This is a genomic window from Bifidobacterium sp. LH_450 (assembly GCF_056356715.1).
In genome coordinates, this window is the sequence record NZ_JBKEUU010000005.1 from 109297 (window position 1) to 125691 (window position 16395).

Annotated in this window: 12 protein-coding genes; 6 read left to right on the forward strand and 6 right to left on the reverse strand. The window is 61.4% G+C overall.

Going from position 1 to position 16395, the window contains the following annotated elements:
• Positions 1-406: 406 nt before the first annotated feature.
• Positions 407-1723, forward strand: coding sequence for a Fic family protein (locus tag AC1AXT_RS07460; protein WP_476541014.1), 1317 nt, complete (start codon positions 407-409; stop codon positions 1721-1723).
• 261 nt (positions 1724-1984) lie between these two features.
• On the opposite strand, the gene AC1AXT_RS07465 is transcribed toward AC1AXT_RS07460, so the two are convergent.
• The 3 genes from AC1AXT_RS07465 to AC1AXT_RS07475 form a co-directional block, all read right to left on the reverse strand.
• Positions 1985-2725 (reverse strand): creatininase, encoded by a 741-nt coding sequence (locus AC1AXT_RS07465; RefSeq protein ID WP_476541192.1) that lies wholly within the window; start codon positions 2723-2725, stop codon positions 1985-1987.
• Positions 2726-2894: 169 nt separating this feature from the next.
• A complete protein-coding gene (locus AC1AXT_RS07470) occupies positions 2895-4184 on the reverse strand; it encodes an MFS transporter (RefSeq protein ID WP_476541194.1) in 1290 nt (429 codons plus the stop codon).
• 189 nt (positions 4185-4373) lie between these two features.
• Positions 4374-5939, reverse strand: coding sequence for a PucR family transcriptional regulator (locus tag AC1AXT_RS07475; protein ID WP_476541016.1), 1566 nt, complete (start codon positions 5937-5939; stop codon positions 4374-4376).
• A 152-nt stretch (positions 5940-6091) separates the two neighbouring features.
• Here AC1AXT_RS07475 and AC1AXT_RS07480 point away from each other — a divergent pair, with 152 nt between their 5' ends.
• From AC1AXT_RS07480 to AC1AXT_RS07495, 4 genes are all read left to right on the forward strand, one after another.
• Positions 6092-7426 (forward strand): amidohydrolase family protein, encoded by a 1335-nt coding sequence (locus AC1AXT_RS07480; RefSeq protein ID WP_476541018.1) that lies wholly within the window; start codon positions 6092-6094, stop codon positions 7424-7426.
• A 179-nt stretch (positions 7427-7605) separates the two neighbouring features.
• A complete protein-coding gene (locus tag AC1AXT_RS07485) occupies positions 7606-8829 on the forward strand; it encodes an ATP-binding protein (RefSeq protein ID WP_476541020.1) in 1224 nt (407 codons plus the stop codon).
• A 101-nt stretch (positions 8830-8930) separates the two neighbouring features.
• Positions 8931-9377: a (deoxy)nucleoside triphosphate pyrophosphohydrolase gene (locus AC1AXT_RS07490; protein WP_476541021.1), complete on the forward strand. Its 447-nt coding sequence runs from the start codon at positions 8931-8933 to the stop codon at positions 9375-9377.
• Between the two features lie 100 nt (positions 9378-9477).
• Positions 9478-9927: a very short patch repair endonuclease gene (locus AC1AXT_RS07495; RefSeq protein ID WP_476541023.1), complete on the forward strand. Its 450-nt coding sequence runs from the start codon at positions 9478-9480 to the stop codon at positions 9925-9927.
• 143 nt (positions 9928-10070) lie between these two features.
• Here AC1AXT_RS07495 and AC1AXT_RS07500 read toward each other — a convergent pair whose 3' ends face one another.
• Positions 10071-13304, reverse strand: coding sequence for a DUF3427 domain-containing protein (locus tag AC1AXT_RS07500; RefSeq protein WP_476541025.1), 3234 nt, complete (start codon positions 13302-13304; stop codon positions 10071-10073).
• Between the two features lie 94 nt (positions 13305-13398).
• A complete protein-coding gene (locus AC1AXT_RS07505) occupies positions 13399-13797 on the reverse strand; it encodes a (deoxy)nucleoside triphosphate pyrophosphohydrolase (protein WP_476541026.1) in 399 nt (132 codons plus the stop codon).
• Positions 13798-14163: 366 nt separating this feature from the next.
• On the opposite strand from AC1AXT_RS07505, the gene AC1AXT_RS07510 reads away from it, so the two are divergent.
• Positions 14164-15501 carry a hypothetical protein gene (locus AC1AXT_RS07510; protein WP_476552968.1) on the forward strand — a complete coding sequence of 446 codons (1338 nt, stop codon included), beginning with the start codon at positions 14164-14166 and terminating at the stop codon, positions 15499-15501.
• A gap of 15 nt (positions 15502-15516) precedes the next feature.
• Here AC1AXT_RS07510 and AC1AXT_RS07515 read toward each other — a convergent pair whose 3' ends face one another.
• The gene (locus AC1AXT_RS07515; protein WP_476541029.1) at positions 15517-16392 is read right to left on the reverse strand and encodes a methyltransferase domain-containing protein; all 876 of its coding nucleotides are present in this window, start codon (positions 16390-16392) and stop codon (positions 15517-15519) included.
• Positions 16393-16395: the final 3 nt, after the last annotated feature.

Below are 16395 nucleotides of genomic sequence, written 5' to 3' on the forward strand. Positions count from 1 at the left end.
GCATCCAATAGCCAAATCCAGAAGTCAGCAGTCGCCAAATCTAGAAGTGAGAAATCGCCAAATCTGGAAGTAAAGCCAGAAAACCGCTGGAAAATCAACGTTTTGAGCGAAATCAAATCTGGAAGCGAAACAATGGCAATAACGGAGCTGTGACGCGAGCGACTCCGGTAGATCAAGTCTTTCCCGCCTTCGCGCGTTTACCGCAGCCCAGCAATCCCCACCTTCGCATCCTTCCTAAAAGCGAAGATTCAATCGCCGTTCGCAGATTCTTTCTTTACATTTTGACGAAATGTAAAGAAAGGAGTGTCTTCGCGACCGTCTATTCTCGCATATCAGCAGGATGCGAAGATAACGAATCCGCCATGCGTTGCATTTGACGATATTCGCGCACAGAAGGGAGGCCACCATGGTGTCCTACAAAAGCGTCAAGCAATCCGTCTATATGAGCGACGCTTCCCTCCCCCCGAAGGAAAAGGCAGCCGCCATCGCCGCTGAACGGCTACACGACTGGAGCGCTTTCCCCTCCCACGTCACGCTGAACGGCCAGGAACCCTTCGTCGTGAATTTCCGGGAGCTTGCGCAGCTGCAATCATCCATTACCGCCAACGAAAAGGACGTTCAGGCATTGTGGGCACAGCTGCCCCCGACAGCCCGAGCAGCCTGCATGACCAGCCTCATCGCCCAGGAATTGCAGAGCACCAACGATATCGAAGGCGTGCGGTCGACGAGGCAGGAAATCAATAGCGCTATCGAACATGCAGCGTCTAGCATCGGCACCCCGAAAGAACGCCCCCACGCACGGTTCTCCGAGTTCGCCAAACTGCTCCTCATGCTGACTGACGAATCGCCGGTTATTCAGGCGCGGGAACCCCTGGAAGCTGCCGTTCCTTCCGCCTCCGCGCAACACCGCCAACTCGAATTCCCGCAGACGCTCGAAGCAATCCGCGCCCTGTACGACATGGTTACGGAAGGCGAGCTCGACGAGGAAACGCTGCCGGATAGCGACCTCTTCCGCACCGGCGCCGTGTACATTGATGACACGGCCACCGGCGAACATCTCCATCAAGGGCTGGTACCGAGCGCTATCCCCACCGCACTGACGCAATGGCTTGCGTTCGCGAACAGCGACGAAACGCCTGCACTCATCCGGGCAGCCATGACTCACTTCATCTTCGAATACATCCACCCGTTTTACGACGGCAACGGACGCACTGGCCGGCTCTTGCTTTCCATCCAGCTGCAGAGCTGCCTAAGCGCACCCACAGCCGTGAGCGTCAGCCCTGTCATTCTCGGCGAAAAGGCAGCATACTACAAGGCATTCGAAGACGCACAGCATCCGCTGAACTGCCTTGATCTCACGCTGTTCACATACCGTCTGCTCACGTTCGTGAAGACCGCGCAGAACCGGATCATCAACAACCTGCAAGAGAAGCTTGCCGCTCTCGCCGCAGGCGCCAGGCAGCTGGATATGCTGAGCCATGAGCGTGCTTACGATTCCAACCTTCGCGCCGTACTCTTCTTCCTTATGCAGGAGGAATTGTTCGGTGCTGCACCTCATAACATCGAGCGCTCCCGCGCAGCGGACGCTCTTGGCGTCGGCTATCGCGCCATCTGCAATATCTGCAGCCGCCTCGAAGCCGACGGCTTCATCACCCAAGTTCGCAAACGTCCCGTTCAATACGCCCTCACCAAGGAAGGCCGCGCCCAATTGCTCGGTTACTAGCAGCGCCCATTCCGCCACCACCTCAAGTTCAACTCCTACCCAACATAGGGAACATGAGAAGCAACACGGGGAGCAAGGGAAGTTACTTAAACAACATGGGAAGATACATAGGAAAGATGGGAAGTTACTTAGGCAACTTGACCATGTTCAAGGCAATGCAAGGCAAAGTAGTCACAGACGGCAGCCAACGCGAAAGCCGCTGGCTGCGATAGGTGGGCAATCGCAGGCAACGGCTTTGTGCAGCTAGAGCGCAAACGGCGGCTAGAGATTGAATTCGCGGCGGCAGATGGCGGAGACTTCCTGGACGCACGCATCAGCCATCAGCGCGCCTTGTTCGGCGGTGGCGCCGCGAGGGTCGGCCAGGCCACCGTAGGCGGGAACGTCGCCGGAACGCACCGGGTAGCGCACGTACGGCAGCGCCTTAACCGGGGTTTCGTAGACGATGCGGTCCATGTGCACGAGTTCGGGAGCGTAATGCAGCATGAGCGCCGTTTCGGTGATGGCCGCATGTTCCAGCGCCCAGCCGGGGAATTCCAGGCCGTCGAAGACTTTGTCGATTACGTCCTGCGTCAGCGGGTCCCACCAGTTCGTTTCCACGATTGTGGCCACGCCGCCAGTTTCACGTGTAACCAAATCAATCGCTTCGACGATGAACGCTTCGTTTTCAAAGTGCGCGTTCATCACGACGATCTTCGTAAAACCGTCGTCGATGAGCTCGCGCAGCACGTCGTGCATCTGCGCGATGACGGTGGCGCCGTTCATATCGATCGTACCGGGGAATAGCGGGCCGCCCCCAGACAGCGGCTTCGACTTGTACCCATAGGAAAGCACCGGCAATACGGTACCGTCAATCGCCTTCGCAAGGTCAAGGGCCACGCTGGCGGCCAGAACGGCATCGGTATTCAGCGGCAGATGCTGGCTATGCTGTTCGGTCGAGCCAATCGGCACGATGACCGGCCGATCCTTGCGAGCCGCGAATTCAGGCCACGTCATTTCGCTCATGAGATATGCCATGGAAGTGGGTTCCTTTCTATGGGGAGTCGGAGACTGCTGCGGTGGGGGGCGGACGCTGCTGCGCCGGAAGGGAGCGGAGCCGCCCTGCCGGACGAAGGCGGAGGTTGACGACTATCCGGCGCGCACCTCCGCCGCCGAATGCGTCGGGACGGCCAGATCAGATCGACGTAAGGTCCTTGTCGGCGTTTTCGTGCGAGAGAACCATCGCCACGAGCGCCACGGCCGCCACGACGACCATGTACCAGGCCGGCGCAATCGACGAACCGGTAGCCCAGATCAGCCAGGTGGCGATGAACGGCGCCGTGCCGCCGAACAGCGCGTTCGCGAGGTTGAAGCTGAACGCAAAGCCGGTGAACCGCACGCTGGTCGGGAACGTTTCCGCCAGATAGCTCGACAGCGTGCCGTCGTTGGCCGTCAGCGTCGCGCACAGCGACAGTTCGACGAGCAGCACCGGCCAGAACAGACCGGTCTTGAGAATCATGAACGCGGGCACCGTCAGCGCCATGAACGCCACGCAAGCGCCGATCAGCACCTTCTTGCGGCCGAACCGGTCGGACACATGCCCCATGCCGAACACCATGCCCACATACAGCACCAGGCAGATGGTGGTGATCGTCGACGACTGCGATGCTTCCATGCCGACCGTTTCGGAAAGGTAGGTCGGCAGATAGGTGAGCACGGTATAGAAACCGACGGCATTGAGCATGCAGGCACCGAAGCTGATGAACAGCTTCTTCGGGTACTTGCGGAACAGTTCGCGCAGCGGCGAGCGCTTGGCGCCGCCCTCGCCGGCAGCACCGCCCTGTTCCAGCGCATCGCTCATCTGCGCATAGACCGGCGAATCGGCGAGCTTGGCGCGCATATAGTGCGCGATGAGCCCGAGCGGTCCGGCGAGCAGGAACGGCACGCGCCATCCCCATGATGCCATCGCGTCGCCGCTCAGGTGCAGCGTCATGACGGTCGCCAGCGTCGAACCGGCGAGCAGGCCGATGGCCGTCGACGCCGGAATCAGCGAGCAGTACAGGCCGCGGCGCTTGGTGGGCGCGTATTCGCCGAGGAACGTCGCGGCGCCGGCATACTCGCCGGAGGCCGAGAAGCCCTGCACCATGCGCAGCAGCAGGAGCATCGCCGGCGCAGCCAGCCCGATGGCTGCGTACGACGGCAGGCAGCCGATAAGGAACGAAGCGCCGGACATCAGCAGAATCGACACCGACAGCGCGCCCTTGCGGCCGTGCTTGTCGCCGTAGCTTCCCCAGAACAGCGCGCCGAGAGGCCGCAGGAGGAAGGAGAGGGCGAAGACGCCGAACGTTTCCATCAGCGCCACCGTCTTGTCGGAGGAGGGGAAGAACACGGTGGCGATGACGGTCGCGAAGTAGGAATACGAGGCGTAGTCGAACCACTCGATGAAGTTGCCGAGGAACGACGACGCGGCGACTTTCCTCACCATCGACTGGCGTTCGGATTCAACCTCCGCACCGGCGTCGGGTTCCAATTCGAATTGCGGTGCAAGCACCTGGGGCTGGGTTATCGCACTCATGGTCACGCCTTTCTAGGAAAGAGAAGGACAACGGAAACCGGATTCACGCAATGGAATGTTTTGCACTGCCGACTATGCCCGCGCCGCTTTGCTTCGGTGTCACCGAACCATTACGTCGCCGCTTCCTGCATTGGACACACTGCCGCGGCCACCGGCATTCGGGGAACCGGCCGCCGGCGCCCCGCACAGCGCCAGCGCGGCCGCCAATCCCTGCAACTGGCACGCAAGCGGGTCGGAGCCGTCGACGCCGGTCAGTCTGGACACTTTGTCCAGCCGGTTATAGAGCGTCTGCCGCTGGACTCCAAGATTCGCGCACGCTGCCGTCTTGCGTCCGTCCGCCCGGAAACAGGCGGCGACCGCTTCTAGCAGCGCACGGTCGGCCAACGCCTCCTCCCCGAGCAGCACGGCCTGCAGCATCGCTGCGGCGTCGCCGGTCGCCGGCACCAGCGCGAACCGTTCCAGCAAGCGCCCATAAAAACTGCGGCATTCGCCCCACGCCGGCTCTCCTTGCGCGACAACGGCACGCATCGTCCCGCAGATATCCAGCAGCCCGCGCGCATTCCACGTTGCGCGCCCTTCCTGTGTCCAGCAGCCGGCATCGTTAGCCAGCGCCTGGCAGCATTGCCGGCAACGCCGCTCGAATGCCGCCAGATCGCCATCCTCGCCGGCAGCGCAATAGCATCCCCATAGCGTCGTGCCCTCCAGCACCGTTACCAGCCGCAAGCCGGCTTCATCCGCCCCTTCTTCCAGCGTTGCCGCCACAGCGCCGAGCGTCGCCGACAGGCTGCGCATTCCGATAGCCAGCGGAAAGAACATCGTGCCGGGCCCCGCGCCCAGCGCTTCCATCATGCGTGCGGCGTTGCGTGCTTCGGCATCGGTAGCCACGGTGCCGGCGGGGCCGGCGAATACCGACGACGCAATGGCCACCGGAACCTGCAACGGCACGAGTGCGGCAAGCAACGGCTGCAGAATCTCAGCCAACTGCGCCTGCAGCCGGCCATCAACGGCACGCAGCCGCTGCGTAATCTCCACCGTCGCCAGCGGACGCCCATTTTTCGACACCGAGATTGCCGCCGCCGTTTCCTGTGAAACATTGCCTGCGTAGCCGGCCTGCGCCAGCGGCAATCCGTCGGCGTCGAAGATCGCAACGCTCTCCCCCAGCGTCTGCGACAGCGCCGCGGCCGCTTCATCAACAGTGCGTACTTTCGACAACGACGCATGCAGTTCGCTGGACAAAACGTCAATGCGCGCCCGCGCTTCGAACTGGTCGCGCAGGATCTCGGTGTTGACGCTCTGGCACAGGTCTACGAACGGTTGCCGCGCATGCAGTCCGATGACCGGCAGCCCCAGCCGCTCCGCTTCGCGCAGCAGCGCCGGCGGCACCGTCCGCAGCCCCTCCACCAGTTCCATCGCGAACGCGCTGACGCCGGCGCCGGCCAGCGAACGCACGTACCGTTCCAGCTCGCCGTCCGAACAGCGGGCGAACAGCGCGCTGCCTTCGGCGATGACCAGTTCCCCTCCGGAAAGGAACGACGCGACGTCGTAGCGTTCGCTGGCGTAGGCCCACCGCACGGCATTCGACAGGGCCCCTTCGCCGGCTTCTACGCTGGGATCGGCCTGGCGCATCAGCGTCGTTTCCAGAATCTTGCGCACGCTTACAGCCATTACACTCTGTCCAATCATGTTCATGCGCCGCACATGGCGGCGTTACCGGCAGGCAAATCGTGACGCCGACAATATCGGCCATACGTTACGCATTGCGCTCGGCGCCGTTACGAAACGGCTGCAGCCCAGGGCGCCCGTCGATTGGAGCCGCTATGTCAGCAACCTTGTTCACGAACGCAACGATCGCCGCTTCCAGCGCCCCAGCCGGCCTGCGCACCGATCCGCAGGGCCGCTGCGAACTGCTGGTGGAAAACGGAAGATTCGCCGCCATCGGCACCGGCCTGCGCGAAACGATGCGGCTTGCGGACCGCACGGAACCGGTTGAGGAAGTCGACTTGGGCGGCCGCCTCGTCAGCGCCCCGTTCTGCGATACGCACCTGCACCTCGACTACGTATTCACCGCTCGCAAGCCGGGAGCCGTCAACGAAACGGGCACGCTGTTCGAAGGCATCCAGCGCTGGAGCGAAACGAAATCCGACCTGACGGTGGCGGAAGTCAAGCAGCGCGCCCGCAAGGCCGTGGCGAAGGAGCTGCGCCACGGCGTGCAGTTCATCCGCACCCACGCCGACGTGACCGACCCCAATCTCACGTCGCTCAGGGCGCTGCTGGAACTCAAGGAAGAGCTGCGCGATACGGTGACGCTGCAAATCGTTGCGTTCCCGCAGGAGGGGATGTATTCGTACGAAGGCGGCGCCGAACTCGTTGAAGAGGGGCTCAAGATGGGCGCCGATTGCGTTGGCGCGATTCCCCACTACGAGCGGTGCCGCGAATTCGGCGAGCGCTCCATGCACGAAACGGTGCGGCTCGCCACGCACTACGGGCGGCTGATCGACGTGCACTGCGACGAAACCGACGACCCGTCGTCGCGGCATCTGGAGCTGCTGGCGGCATTGGCGCATGCCGAAGGCATCGGTGCGATGACGACGGCGAGCCACACCTGTTCGCTCGGTTCGGCCGACAACAGCTATTTCTTCCACCTGCTCAAGCTGCTCAAGGCGGCGCAGGTCAACTTCGCCTGCGCGCCGACCGAGAACCTGTACCTGCAGGGGCGGCAGGATACCTACCCGAAGCGCCGCGGCATCACGCGCGTCAAGGAGCTCGACGAAGCCGGCGTCAACGTGTCGCTCGGGCAGGATTCGATGCAGGACCCGTGGTATCCGCTGGGCAACGGCAACATGATGATCATCCTCGACTATGCGCTGCACGTCGCGCAGATGATGAGCCTGCCGGAACTCGACACGGCGCTGCGGTTCCTGACTTCCAACGGCGCGCGGACGCTCAGCCTGCCGGAAGACGGCTACGGCATTGCCGTAGGGCGCCCGGCGAACTTCATCGTGCTGGACGCGGCGAGCGAATTCGAAGCCGTCTACGAACGCACCGACGTCGTACGGTCCGTGCGCAACGGCGCCACGCTCTTCGCCGCCCAAACCACCGTACAGTCCGACGTCCTGGCCCCGCTCTCCTCAGGCCTCACTCCCGCCGTCTAATCAGCGCCCTTGCAAGTGTACTTGCAATCCGAGCCTAAAAGAGCGAAAAATGAAAGTATACTTGCAGCTTTCGGTAAAAAGGGCGCGAAATGTAAGTTCACTTGCAATCCGTGGCCGAAACAGCGAGAATTGCAAGTATACTTGCAATCTCGTTCAGGCCGTCATCAGAGGAGGAAGCTGTGATCATTGAACGACCCGAAATGCTGTCCACGCTGATACGCCATCGCGATACCCCTGAAATCAAAGTGCTCGCCGGAGTGCGGCGATGCGGCAAAAGCACGCTGCTCAAAATCTACTCTGACCAACTGGAACAGTCAGGAGTGCCATCTTCCAATATCTTCCGCAAACGGCTTGATGATTTCGCTGTGCCATACGGCTATACTGCCGAAGACCTCTACAACGAACTGGCAGCGGCAATAAACAAGGCAGACGATTCATACAATTTCTATGTGCTTCTCGACGAAGTACAGGAAGTAGACGGGTGGGAGAGGGTCGTCCGCAAACTGCACACACGCGAACACACGGATGTCTATATCACGGGCTCCAATGCGAGCTTGCTCTCTAGCGAACTTTCCACGCTGTTAGCTGGACGCTATGTGGAGATTCCAGTGTTTCCGCTGTCATTCGCAGAAGTAGCGGCCTATCGGAGAAACATAGGCGATGTGAACAGTATCGATGATATGTTTCGCGACTACATGGAATTTGGAGGCATGCCCGCGCTTTACGCGGCCGGCAACCCCACTACAGAACGGATGGAGGAGATACTCTCCAGCGTTTATGACAGCGTGGTGGTGCGCGACATTGCTACACGTGGCGCTCTTCGCGACCCCGCCGCCTTAGAAAAGTTGTGCAAATACATGCTTGCGACGTCCGGCAATCTTGTCAATCCAACTAAAATCGCCGGCGCACTCAACCATGCCGGCAACACAGCCTCTCGTCCAACCATTGAAGCGTGGTTGAATGCCATGAAAAAGGCATTCATACTTTACGACGCCGATCAGGAACGGCTCCGCGGCAAAGCGCTCTTCAATCCGCTACGCAAATGGTATCCCGTCGATAACGGATTCCGGAATCTCGCGACAGGCAAGGCTACCTCCGATCTTGGCGCGCAGCTTGAAGGCATCGTTTTCATGGAGCTCAAGCGACGCGGCTATTCAGTAACTATAGGTGAGCTAGAAGGCTCCGAGATTGATTTCGTCGCCAGGAAGGGCGAAGAGAAGCAATACATCCAGGTGAGTCTCCACATGACCGACGACCGTGTATGCCAACGTGAACTTGCGCCCCTACGGCGTCTTACGGACGCTTTCCCGCGCCTTGTCATTACGCTGGACTGGTTTGGCACCGGAGCCATCGACAGCGGAATCAAAATCACCCACGCCACGGACTGGTTGCTGGAGCGCTAACGCCCACAGAGGATATCGGGGCGCACGGCGCTTGCGCGGCGGTAACCTGACGGTGATTGGCAACATACGAGCCGCACAAACGTTACGGGACGGAGGGTCTCATGGACGAAGATCTCAAGGAAACGAAGGCCGTGCGCCACGAGCTGCACGAACTCAAGGACATCAATCTGGTTGGCGCCGCAATCATCGACGACGGCAAGGTGCTGGTCGACCTGCGCGCCGACGGCGAGTCGATGGCCGGCTACTGGGAATTCCCCGGCGGCAAGGTGACCGAACACGAAAGCCTGCAGGACGCCCTGCACAAGAAGGTCGCCGAGAAGCTGGACTGCGGCGTCGAAATCGAAAGCGAGCTGTGCTCGAGCGAATACCAGCACGATTTCGGCATGGTGCACCTGACGACGTTCGTGTGCCACGTCACCTCCGGCACCCCGACAAAGACGGACCAGGCGGAAATCCGCTGGGTCCCGCTCGCCGAGCTGCCCGACCTCAACATGACGCCGGTAAGCGCCGACGCCGTCGACATCCTCTCGAAGATGACGACCGACTGACAGCGTACAACGTTCACTCAGGCGGGAGGGACTGGTTCCCTCCCGCTTTTGTTTGCGCGGCTGCGTCCCCGCTTCGGCGGCAAGCGCTAGCCTTGGAGGCATGACCGACACCGTGAGCAAGCAGAAACGCAGCGAAATCATGTCGGCAATCCGCGGCTCGAACACGAAGCCGGAGGTGTTCGTACGGCACCTGCTGTGGAGCGAAGGCTTCCGGTACCGCTTGAAATCGAAGGAATTCGGCCATCCCGACGTATTCCTGCACAAATACAACACGGCGGTGTTCGTACACGGCTGCTTCTGGCATCGCCACCCCGGCTGCAAGGTAGCGACGACGCCCAAAAGCAACGTGGAGTATTGGACCGGCAAATTCGCGCGCAACCAACAGCGCGATGCCGAGGTAAAGGAAACGCTGGCCGCACGCGGCGTCAAGGTACTGGTGGTGTGGGAATGCACGGTCCGCAAGGCGATGAGGAAAAGCGGCGACCCGCAGGCTTTGGCGGACGCGATGGCGGCGTTCATTCGCAGCGACGAACCGTTTCTCGAACTCTAGATTCCAGATTCCGAACGACAGCATCGTCGCTCGGGCATAAAAAATGCTTTCCACCTATCCCAAGTGGAAAGCAATTTCATTATGCATGCGTTGGCGCCGCTTTTCCCGCGGTTTTTACCGTCGGCGGATTTTTCCGGGTCTCACTAACGTTCATCGCCGATGAGGTGCCGGTAGAGTTCCGGATCCACCGGCCGCGCCAGCCGCAGCGTGGCAAGCACGACCTTTTCCCTGCCATCGCCCTTGTCGGACGGCTTGCTGGTTTCGTGGGCGTTGGCGATGGAGGCTACGCGTCCGATGTAGTAATACGTCTTGTCCTTTTCATTCGCCTCCGCTTCGCGCATGACGAAGATGGGGATGAAATGCTCCTGGCTCCATTCGGGGCCGTCGCACGGCAGCATCCATTGGAACTCGTTCGACGACAGCGACCGCCCGTTTTTGCTGTAATACAGCATTTCCTGCGGGTTGAGGAACCGGTCTTCATACTGGCTCGTGCCGTACTTCACGAAAATCGGCATCGTGCCGGTGGGGACGTCAAGCTTGTAGCCGCCGACATTGAGCGGCGGGATCTCCTTGGGCCATCCGCACAGGCGCTCGACTTCCAGCAGCGAATACTTGCGGTCATAGAGGAACGGGCCGTCAAGGCTGCGCGGGCCGTCCGTGGCTTCCTTAAGCAGCGCGTGGCTGTACATCATGCCTGTGTGCAGCGCATCGAAGAAGAACCCACGCAATGTGCCGTTGCTGCGAAGCATGCCGGCGAAGGCGTCGGCGAGGCGGTAGCGTTCCGTGTCTTCCGGCCCGTCGACGCGTTCTATCAGCGGCGTGCCGCCGAATCTCTTGAAATCGTTGGCGAAGAAGAAGCTGAAGTCGAGCACGCCCAACGCTGAATCAAACTGCGTGCTGGAAGTGTCGGCGCCCGGGAAATCGCGCAGGAGCGCAGCTTCCAGCTCAGCGCGAGACCGGCCTGCACAAACGGTTCCCTCCGCCCTGTCCGCGCTGATTCCTGCAGCCGTGCACAGCTCGCGCAGAATCTCCAGTTCCTGCGGCCGCAAGCCAGGCAACAGTATTTCCGTGGCGAACCGCAGGATGCCTTCTTCGGTATCGTTGACTGGTTCCAACCCCTCAAGGAACGTTTGCTGGCCGTCTTTCTTTGCATAGCGCTGCTCGCAGGAGCGGACGAAGTTCAGGTAGCAGCCGTCCTTTTTGGCGAGCGTAACCGGCAGCGACGGATCGTGGGCGTACATGTCGGCGAGCATCGGGACGCGGCCGAGCTCGTAGCGGACCTGTTCGTATTGCTCGCGCAGCCTCTTCATCTCCGACCAGTTGGCGGCGTCGAGTGATGCGAGGACGCGTTCCTTGGCGATGCGGTCGAAACTGATGGAGGAAAGCCCGATGGTTTTCCGCTGCAGATTCTTGCGCGCAATATCCCGGTCGCCGGTATTGCCGTATAGCGCCACCGGAATGAGGAAATTGTTCTGGTAGTTGCCGATGAAATCCAGTACCGTACAGCTGTCCTTGTCGGCGAATTTTCGCAGGCCTCGGCCCAATTGCTGTGTGAAAACGATGCTGGATTCGGTATTGCGCAGCATAATAATCTGGTTGATCGGCGGGATATCGATGCCTTCGTTGAACATGTCGACGGTGAACAGGTAATCGAGTTCGCCGCAGGTGAGCTGGCGAATCAGTTCGTTGCGCGTGGCTTCGCTGTCGCTGCCGGTGATGGCGGCGGTGCGGTATGGACGTTCGGCTTGCTGATTGAACTGACGGTTGAACAGCCGCGACAGCTCGCGCGCTTCGTCGACGCGGCTGCAGAATACCAGTCCGGTGACCGGCACATTGAATTCGCCGTACTCCTCGATTTTCTTGACGATATAGGCGACGCGCTCCTCGGACGCGAGATGCTGCATTTCGTAGCGCAGCTGGCGCCCAGAGGCGCAATTCGTGCCATCGGCCATGTCGAGGCGTTCGGGCGAGCCGTCGGCATCGTTTTCGGAGCCGAGGTATTCGCTGATGCCGTAGTAGTGGAACGGGCACAGCATGTCCTCGTCGAGCGCTTTCTGCAGCCGGATTTCATAGGCGACGTTGTAGTCGAACAGCTCGAAGATGTTGATGCCGTCGGTGCGCTCCGGCGTGGCCGTCATCCCCAGCATGAACCTGGCACCGCTGAAACGGTCGATGACCTTGCGGTACTGGCTGGCGCCGGCATGATGGACTTCGTCAAGCAGCACGTAGTCGAATTCGTCGGGCGCGAATCGGCTCAGCACGTCCGGCTGCGCGAGCGTCTGGACGGTGGCGAATACGTACTTGCGGTCGCCTTCCTTGCGGTTTCCGGTCAGCAGCCCCAGGTCGCTGTCAGGGCAGCCCAGCACCTTGCCGTACGATTCCTTTGCGCGCTGCAGGATCTGCTGCTGGTGCACGACGTACAGCATGCGGCGCGGATGGCATTGTTTCACGTCAAACGCCGACAGGTAGGTCTTGCCGGTTCCGGTCGCCGAAATGATGATGGCACGCCGCTTGCCTTCGGCGCGCAGGCCGCGCAGCGCGGCGAGCGCTTCGCGCTGCATGGCGTTTGGTTCGATGGGACGCTGCTGTTCGGCGGCGAGCAGCTCCTTGCGCGCTGGGGCGTACTTGCGGAAGTCCTCTTCGTATTGGCGGATCCATTCCTCGGTCAGCGGCGTGGAGTCGGCCAGCTGGGCGTCGAGTTCATGGCGCACTTCATCGACCAGGGCGCCGCTGTCCAGCGACGAGACGCGCAGATTCCATTCCCGCTGCTTCGTCAATGCCAGCGACGTCAGGTTCGAGCTGCCGACATACAGGTTGACATAGCGCTGGTCGCCGGCGGTACGGTGGCTGAATACGTACCCCTTCGGGTGGAACGGCTGGCCTCCGGCAGCGCTTGCCGTCGGCGCGGGGTCCTGCCATATACGTACATCGACGCCGGTCGTGCGTTGCAGATGCAGCAGCTGCCAGAAGGCGCGGGGGTCATTGAAATGGTTTTTCGTTGACGTGATGATATGGCTTGGCGCAGCGCCGGAATGGCTGGAATGGTCGCGGAAATCCTGCAGCAGCGACTGGACGGCGCCGGCTGAAACGAACGCAACGGACATATCGAAGGAATCGCTGCCCGCTATCTCCTCGGCAAGCGCATCGCCCATCGTCTGGCCACCGGGCTGGTTGGCGATTAACCGTGGCGAAAAGCGACCGGCTGCGTTTGCATTGTTTTCGACGAGCGACGAGAGGACGTCGGCGAGCAGCGAATCGCGTTCCGCGTCGTATGCATCGTTGCGGCCTGCGCTGAAGCTGCCGTCGTCGCCGTTGGCAGCGGCGCCATCGCCTTCTGCATTGACATCGCTGAAGTCCCCGCCGTCTTCGTATGCCATCTGCGCCCCCTTGCTGCGCGTTCCTCGCCTTGGTTGCGTCCAGGATAGCGCGGGCGTGCTGGCTGATCAAATGGCACGTGAAACATGCGAAAGACTACATGGCGCTGAGCCGTTCCACAGCTTCGCGATCAACGGGCGCCCAGCCAAGCTTCGGCAGTTCCTTCGGCGAAAGCCAGCGGAATTCCTCATGCTCCGTGCGCCGTGGCGTACCGCTGCACAGATGGCAGGCGAACGTCGTCAGCCCCACCGTGCCGAAGTCGTAATCGTAGACGCTGCTGGCAATCTGCTCGCCGACTTCCACCTCGCAGCGCAGTTCCTCTTCGATTTCGCGACGCAGCGCTTCTTCCGGTGTTTCCCCGGCCTCGATCTTGCCGCCTGGGAATTCCCAGCAGCCGGCCAGTGATTTGCCGGCGCCACGCTTGGCACACAGTATTTGCGGCGTTCCGTCGGCCGGATTGTGGCGGATGATTGCCGCTCCAACGACATCGATCACGAAACGCTCCTTCCTGCTTTGTGAGGCTCGTTGTCAGGGCTTCCGCGCGAACCTCGATTCCGTTCCTGCAGCCAGGGTAGTCCGCGCGCTTCCTTTTCGGCTGCGTTTTCCGGAGGCTGGGGTTGCTGAAGTGCCGACAAATTTGCCTACAGGAAAAAGATTTTGCGGGGCTTTGAAGGCGAGCCATAATGAAATTGCTTTCCACTTGGGATAGGTGGAAAGCATTTTTTATGCCTGTGCACGGAACGGCTGCCTGTCCACCGAGTTATCCACAGCTACGTTGCCATGACGGCGAGTAATCCACTTTTCCACAGATTTGCAGATTCCCGTTGAGAGACCAGGCAGCCGCCCCGTAGCTTGGATGCCATGAACGCAGTACCACATCCCACTACGCAGCATCGCCTCGCCAACCGCGTACAGCATCGCCGCAGCCAACGCCGGAACCCTGCCGTCGCGGCCGACATCGCGCAGGCGGCGATAGCGGCCTCCAACGCCATCCGGAGCAAAATCCGCGAAACCGCCGGCCGGTATCCTTTCGAACCCGTCTTTTGCCACGCTACAGCCGCCCGCTACTGGGGCTGCCCCGAACTGCCCACCGCGCCGGACAATCGCCTGCATGTCTGTTTCGCGGACAAAGAGTACAAGTACCGCAAGCAAGGCGCCTACAGCCACTATTGGGAGCATGAACAGCATGCCGTGCCAGTCGATTTCAGCGAAGCACGCATAAACGGTGCCACGCCGCAAGCGCCAGCGAACGCCGCCGTTGCCCGATCTGACGTCAACGGCACCGGCGATGCCGAGGATGCCGAGACCTGTGCAGATAGCGGCAATTCACATGATGACTACCGTCCGCAAATCGTCGCGCCGCAAGTCGCCTGGGCCCAGTGCAGCGCGCGCTGCACGGAGGAGGAGCTCCTGATGACGGCTCTCTGGCTCACTTCCCCGATGAATCCGCTGACGTCGCTCACCGTGCAGGAGCTCGCCGACTATATCGAGCAGATGCCGAAGTTCCTTGGCCGGAACAAGTGCCTCACGGTTCTCGACAATCTGCGACGCATTGCGGAGCCGGACGGCGAGCTTCCGCACACGCCGCTGGCAACCCGGCTGCTACGCCATGGCTTCGAGCTCCCCTGCTCGCCATACCTCATGGATATCGAACAGTACCGATACCGCATGGAGGCAGCCTACCCGGATTTGAAAATCGGCATCATCATGCCGATGCCTGACTCATGCACAGGGCGGGAATTCCCGTCGATGACCAGCCTGCGGCCGGAGGATCAGGGTCATGCCGCCTCGATACATGAAGCCCGCGAAATCAACCGCATGCTGCTGCTTGAGGGATGGCAGCTCATTGAGGACCGTGGCGGCACGGCACAGCTCGACTACGACCATGGACGGCTTGCGAAGTGCGTAGCGATGGCCATGGCCTTCGAGCAGGTCCGGAATGTCTCGTCCGACTGGGAGTACGTTCCAGGCGCCTATGCCGCCGGCAAGCGTCCCGACCTTCCCGCGGCGGAAAAGACGCTATGGGGCTGGTACACGCCAGCCGGGCCATCACGCCTATGCGCCCCTCCCCCGGCCGGCTGTAGCGATGACCCGTCGTTCGTCACCGCAGACGACTGGGAATGCAGCGGCCATTCGGAATACGACGGTTCCATCCAGGGCTTCCCGGACCAACCCGACGAGGACATGCCTGCGTTCTAGCGCCGCGCAGCCGTCCTACTGTTTCGTTCCAACGAGGAGCTCGGCCTCAACGGTGATCTCGCCGATGCTCTCCAACGCCAGCCCGTCCACTGCAACATTGAAAAAGAGCGGGGTCATGCGGGCAAAGGCGCCCACGTCTTCGGGCGGCATGGCACAGGTGCGGGAGACGGTGGCATGGCGAGCCTGCGCAAAGCGGCGCTCGAACGCCTCCACCACTTCCTCGTTGGAATATTCTTCATGGCGCAGCTGGCCTGCCTTGGCGGCCAGCTCGCGCAATTGCCTCACGTGCCCGTTGCCCGGCACCGCCTTGACAACGATGCCGCCGGGCTTAAGCACGCGTTCGAACTCCGCATAGTTGGCCGGGGAGAAGATATCGAGGATGCAGTCGACCGATTCGTCGCGCAACGGCAGCGCGCCCAGATTGCCGACGAACCATTTCACCCGCTTGCCCCGGTCCTCGCGGGCGGCGAGCTGCACCGAATCTTTGGAAATGTCGAACGCAAGCACCGTCGGAACGTCGCCTTCCGCAGCCGGCTGCGCCGCCAGCGCCGTGGCGAGCTCGCGCGAGTAGTAGCCTTCGCCGCAACCGACATCCAGATACGTCGCATCGGCAGGGCGCCCATCCATCGCCGCCTGCAGCACGGCGTCGCGAATATGGCCGTAATAGCCGGCGGAAAGGATCCGCTGGCGCGCTTCGAACGAATCTCGGTCATAGAAGGGAGATTTCTTCGCCGCGATGTCGAGATTCACGTACCCTTGCCGCGCGATGTCGAAGCAGTGGCGCCGCTCGCCGCCACACACCAGGCTACGGCCGTCCAGTTCCAGCGGCGCCCCGCAGTTCGGGCACGCGAACCAGCGCTGCGCGCCGGCAAACGATTCCCAAGCTCCCATGCG

Excerpts from the sequence above, each read along its gene's own strand:
- AC1AXT_RS07515 (WP_476541029.1), bottom strand. The coding sequence starts at position 16,392 with ATGGGAGCTTGGGAATCGTTTGCCGGCGCGCAGCGCTGGTTCGCGTGC.
- AC1AXT_RS07465 (WP_476541192.1), bottom strand. The coding sequence starts at position 2,725 with ATGAGCGAAATGACGTGGCCTGAATTCGCGGCTCGCAAGGATCGGCCG.
- AC1AXT_RS07475 (WP_476541016.1), bottom strand. The coding sequence starts at position 5,939 with ATGGCTGTAAGCGTGCGCAAGATTCTGGAAACGACGCTGATGCGCCAG.
- AC1AXT_RS07480 (WP_476541018.1), top strand. The coding sequence starts at position 6,092 with ATGTCAGCAACCTTGTTCACGAACGCAACGATCGCCGCTTCCAGCGCC.
- AC1AXT_RS07510 (WP_476552968.1), top strand. The coding sequence starts at position 14,164 with ATGAACGCAGTACCACATCCCACTACGCAGCATCGCCTCGCCAACCGC.
- AC1AXT_RS07470 (WP_476541194.1), bottom strand. The coding sequence starts at position 4,184 with ATGGTGAGGAAAGTCGCCGCGTCGTCGTTCCTCGGCAACTTCATCGAG.
- AC1AXT_RS07495 (WP_476541023.1), top strand. The coding sequence starts at position 9,478 with ATGACCGACACCGTGAGCAAGCAGAAACGCAGCGAAATCATGTCGGCA.
- AC1AXT_RS07460 (WP_476541014.1), top strand. The coding sequence starts at position 407 with ATGGTGTCCTACAAAAGCGTCAAGCAATCCGTCTATATGAGCGACGCT.
- AC1AXT_RS07490 (WP_476541021.1), top strand. The coding sequence starts at position 8,931 with ATGGACGAAGATCTCAAGGAAACGAAGGCCGTGCGCCACGAGCTGCAC.
- AC1AXT_RS07500 (WP_476541025.1), bottom strand. The coding sequence starts at position 13,304 with ATGGCATACGAAGACGGCGGGGACTTCAGCGATGTCAATGCAGAAGGC.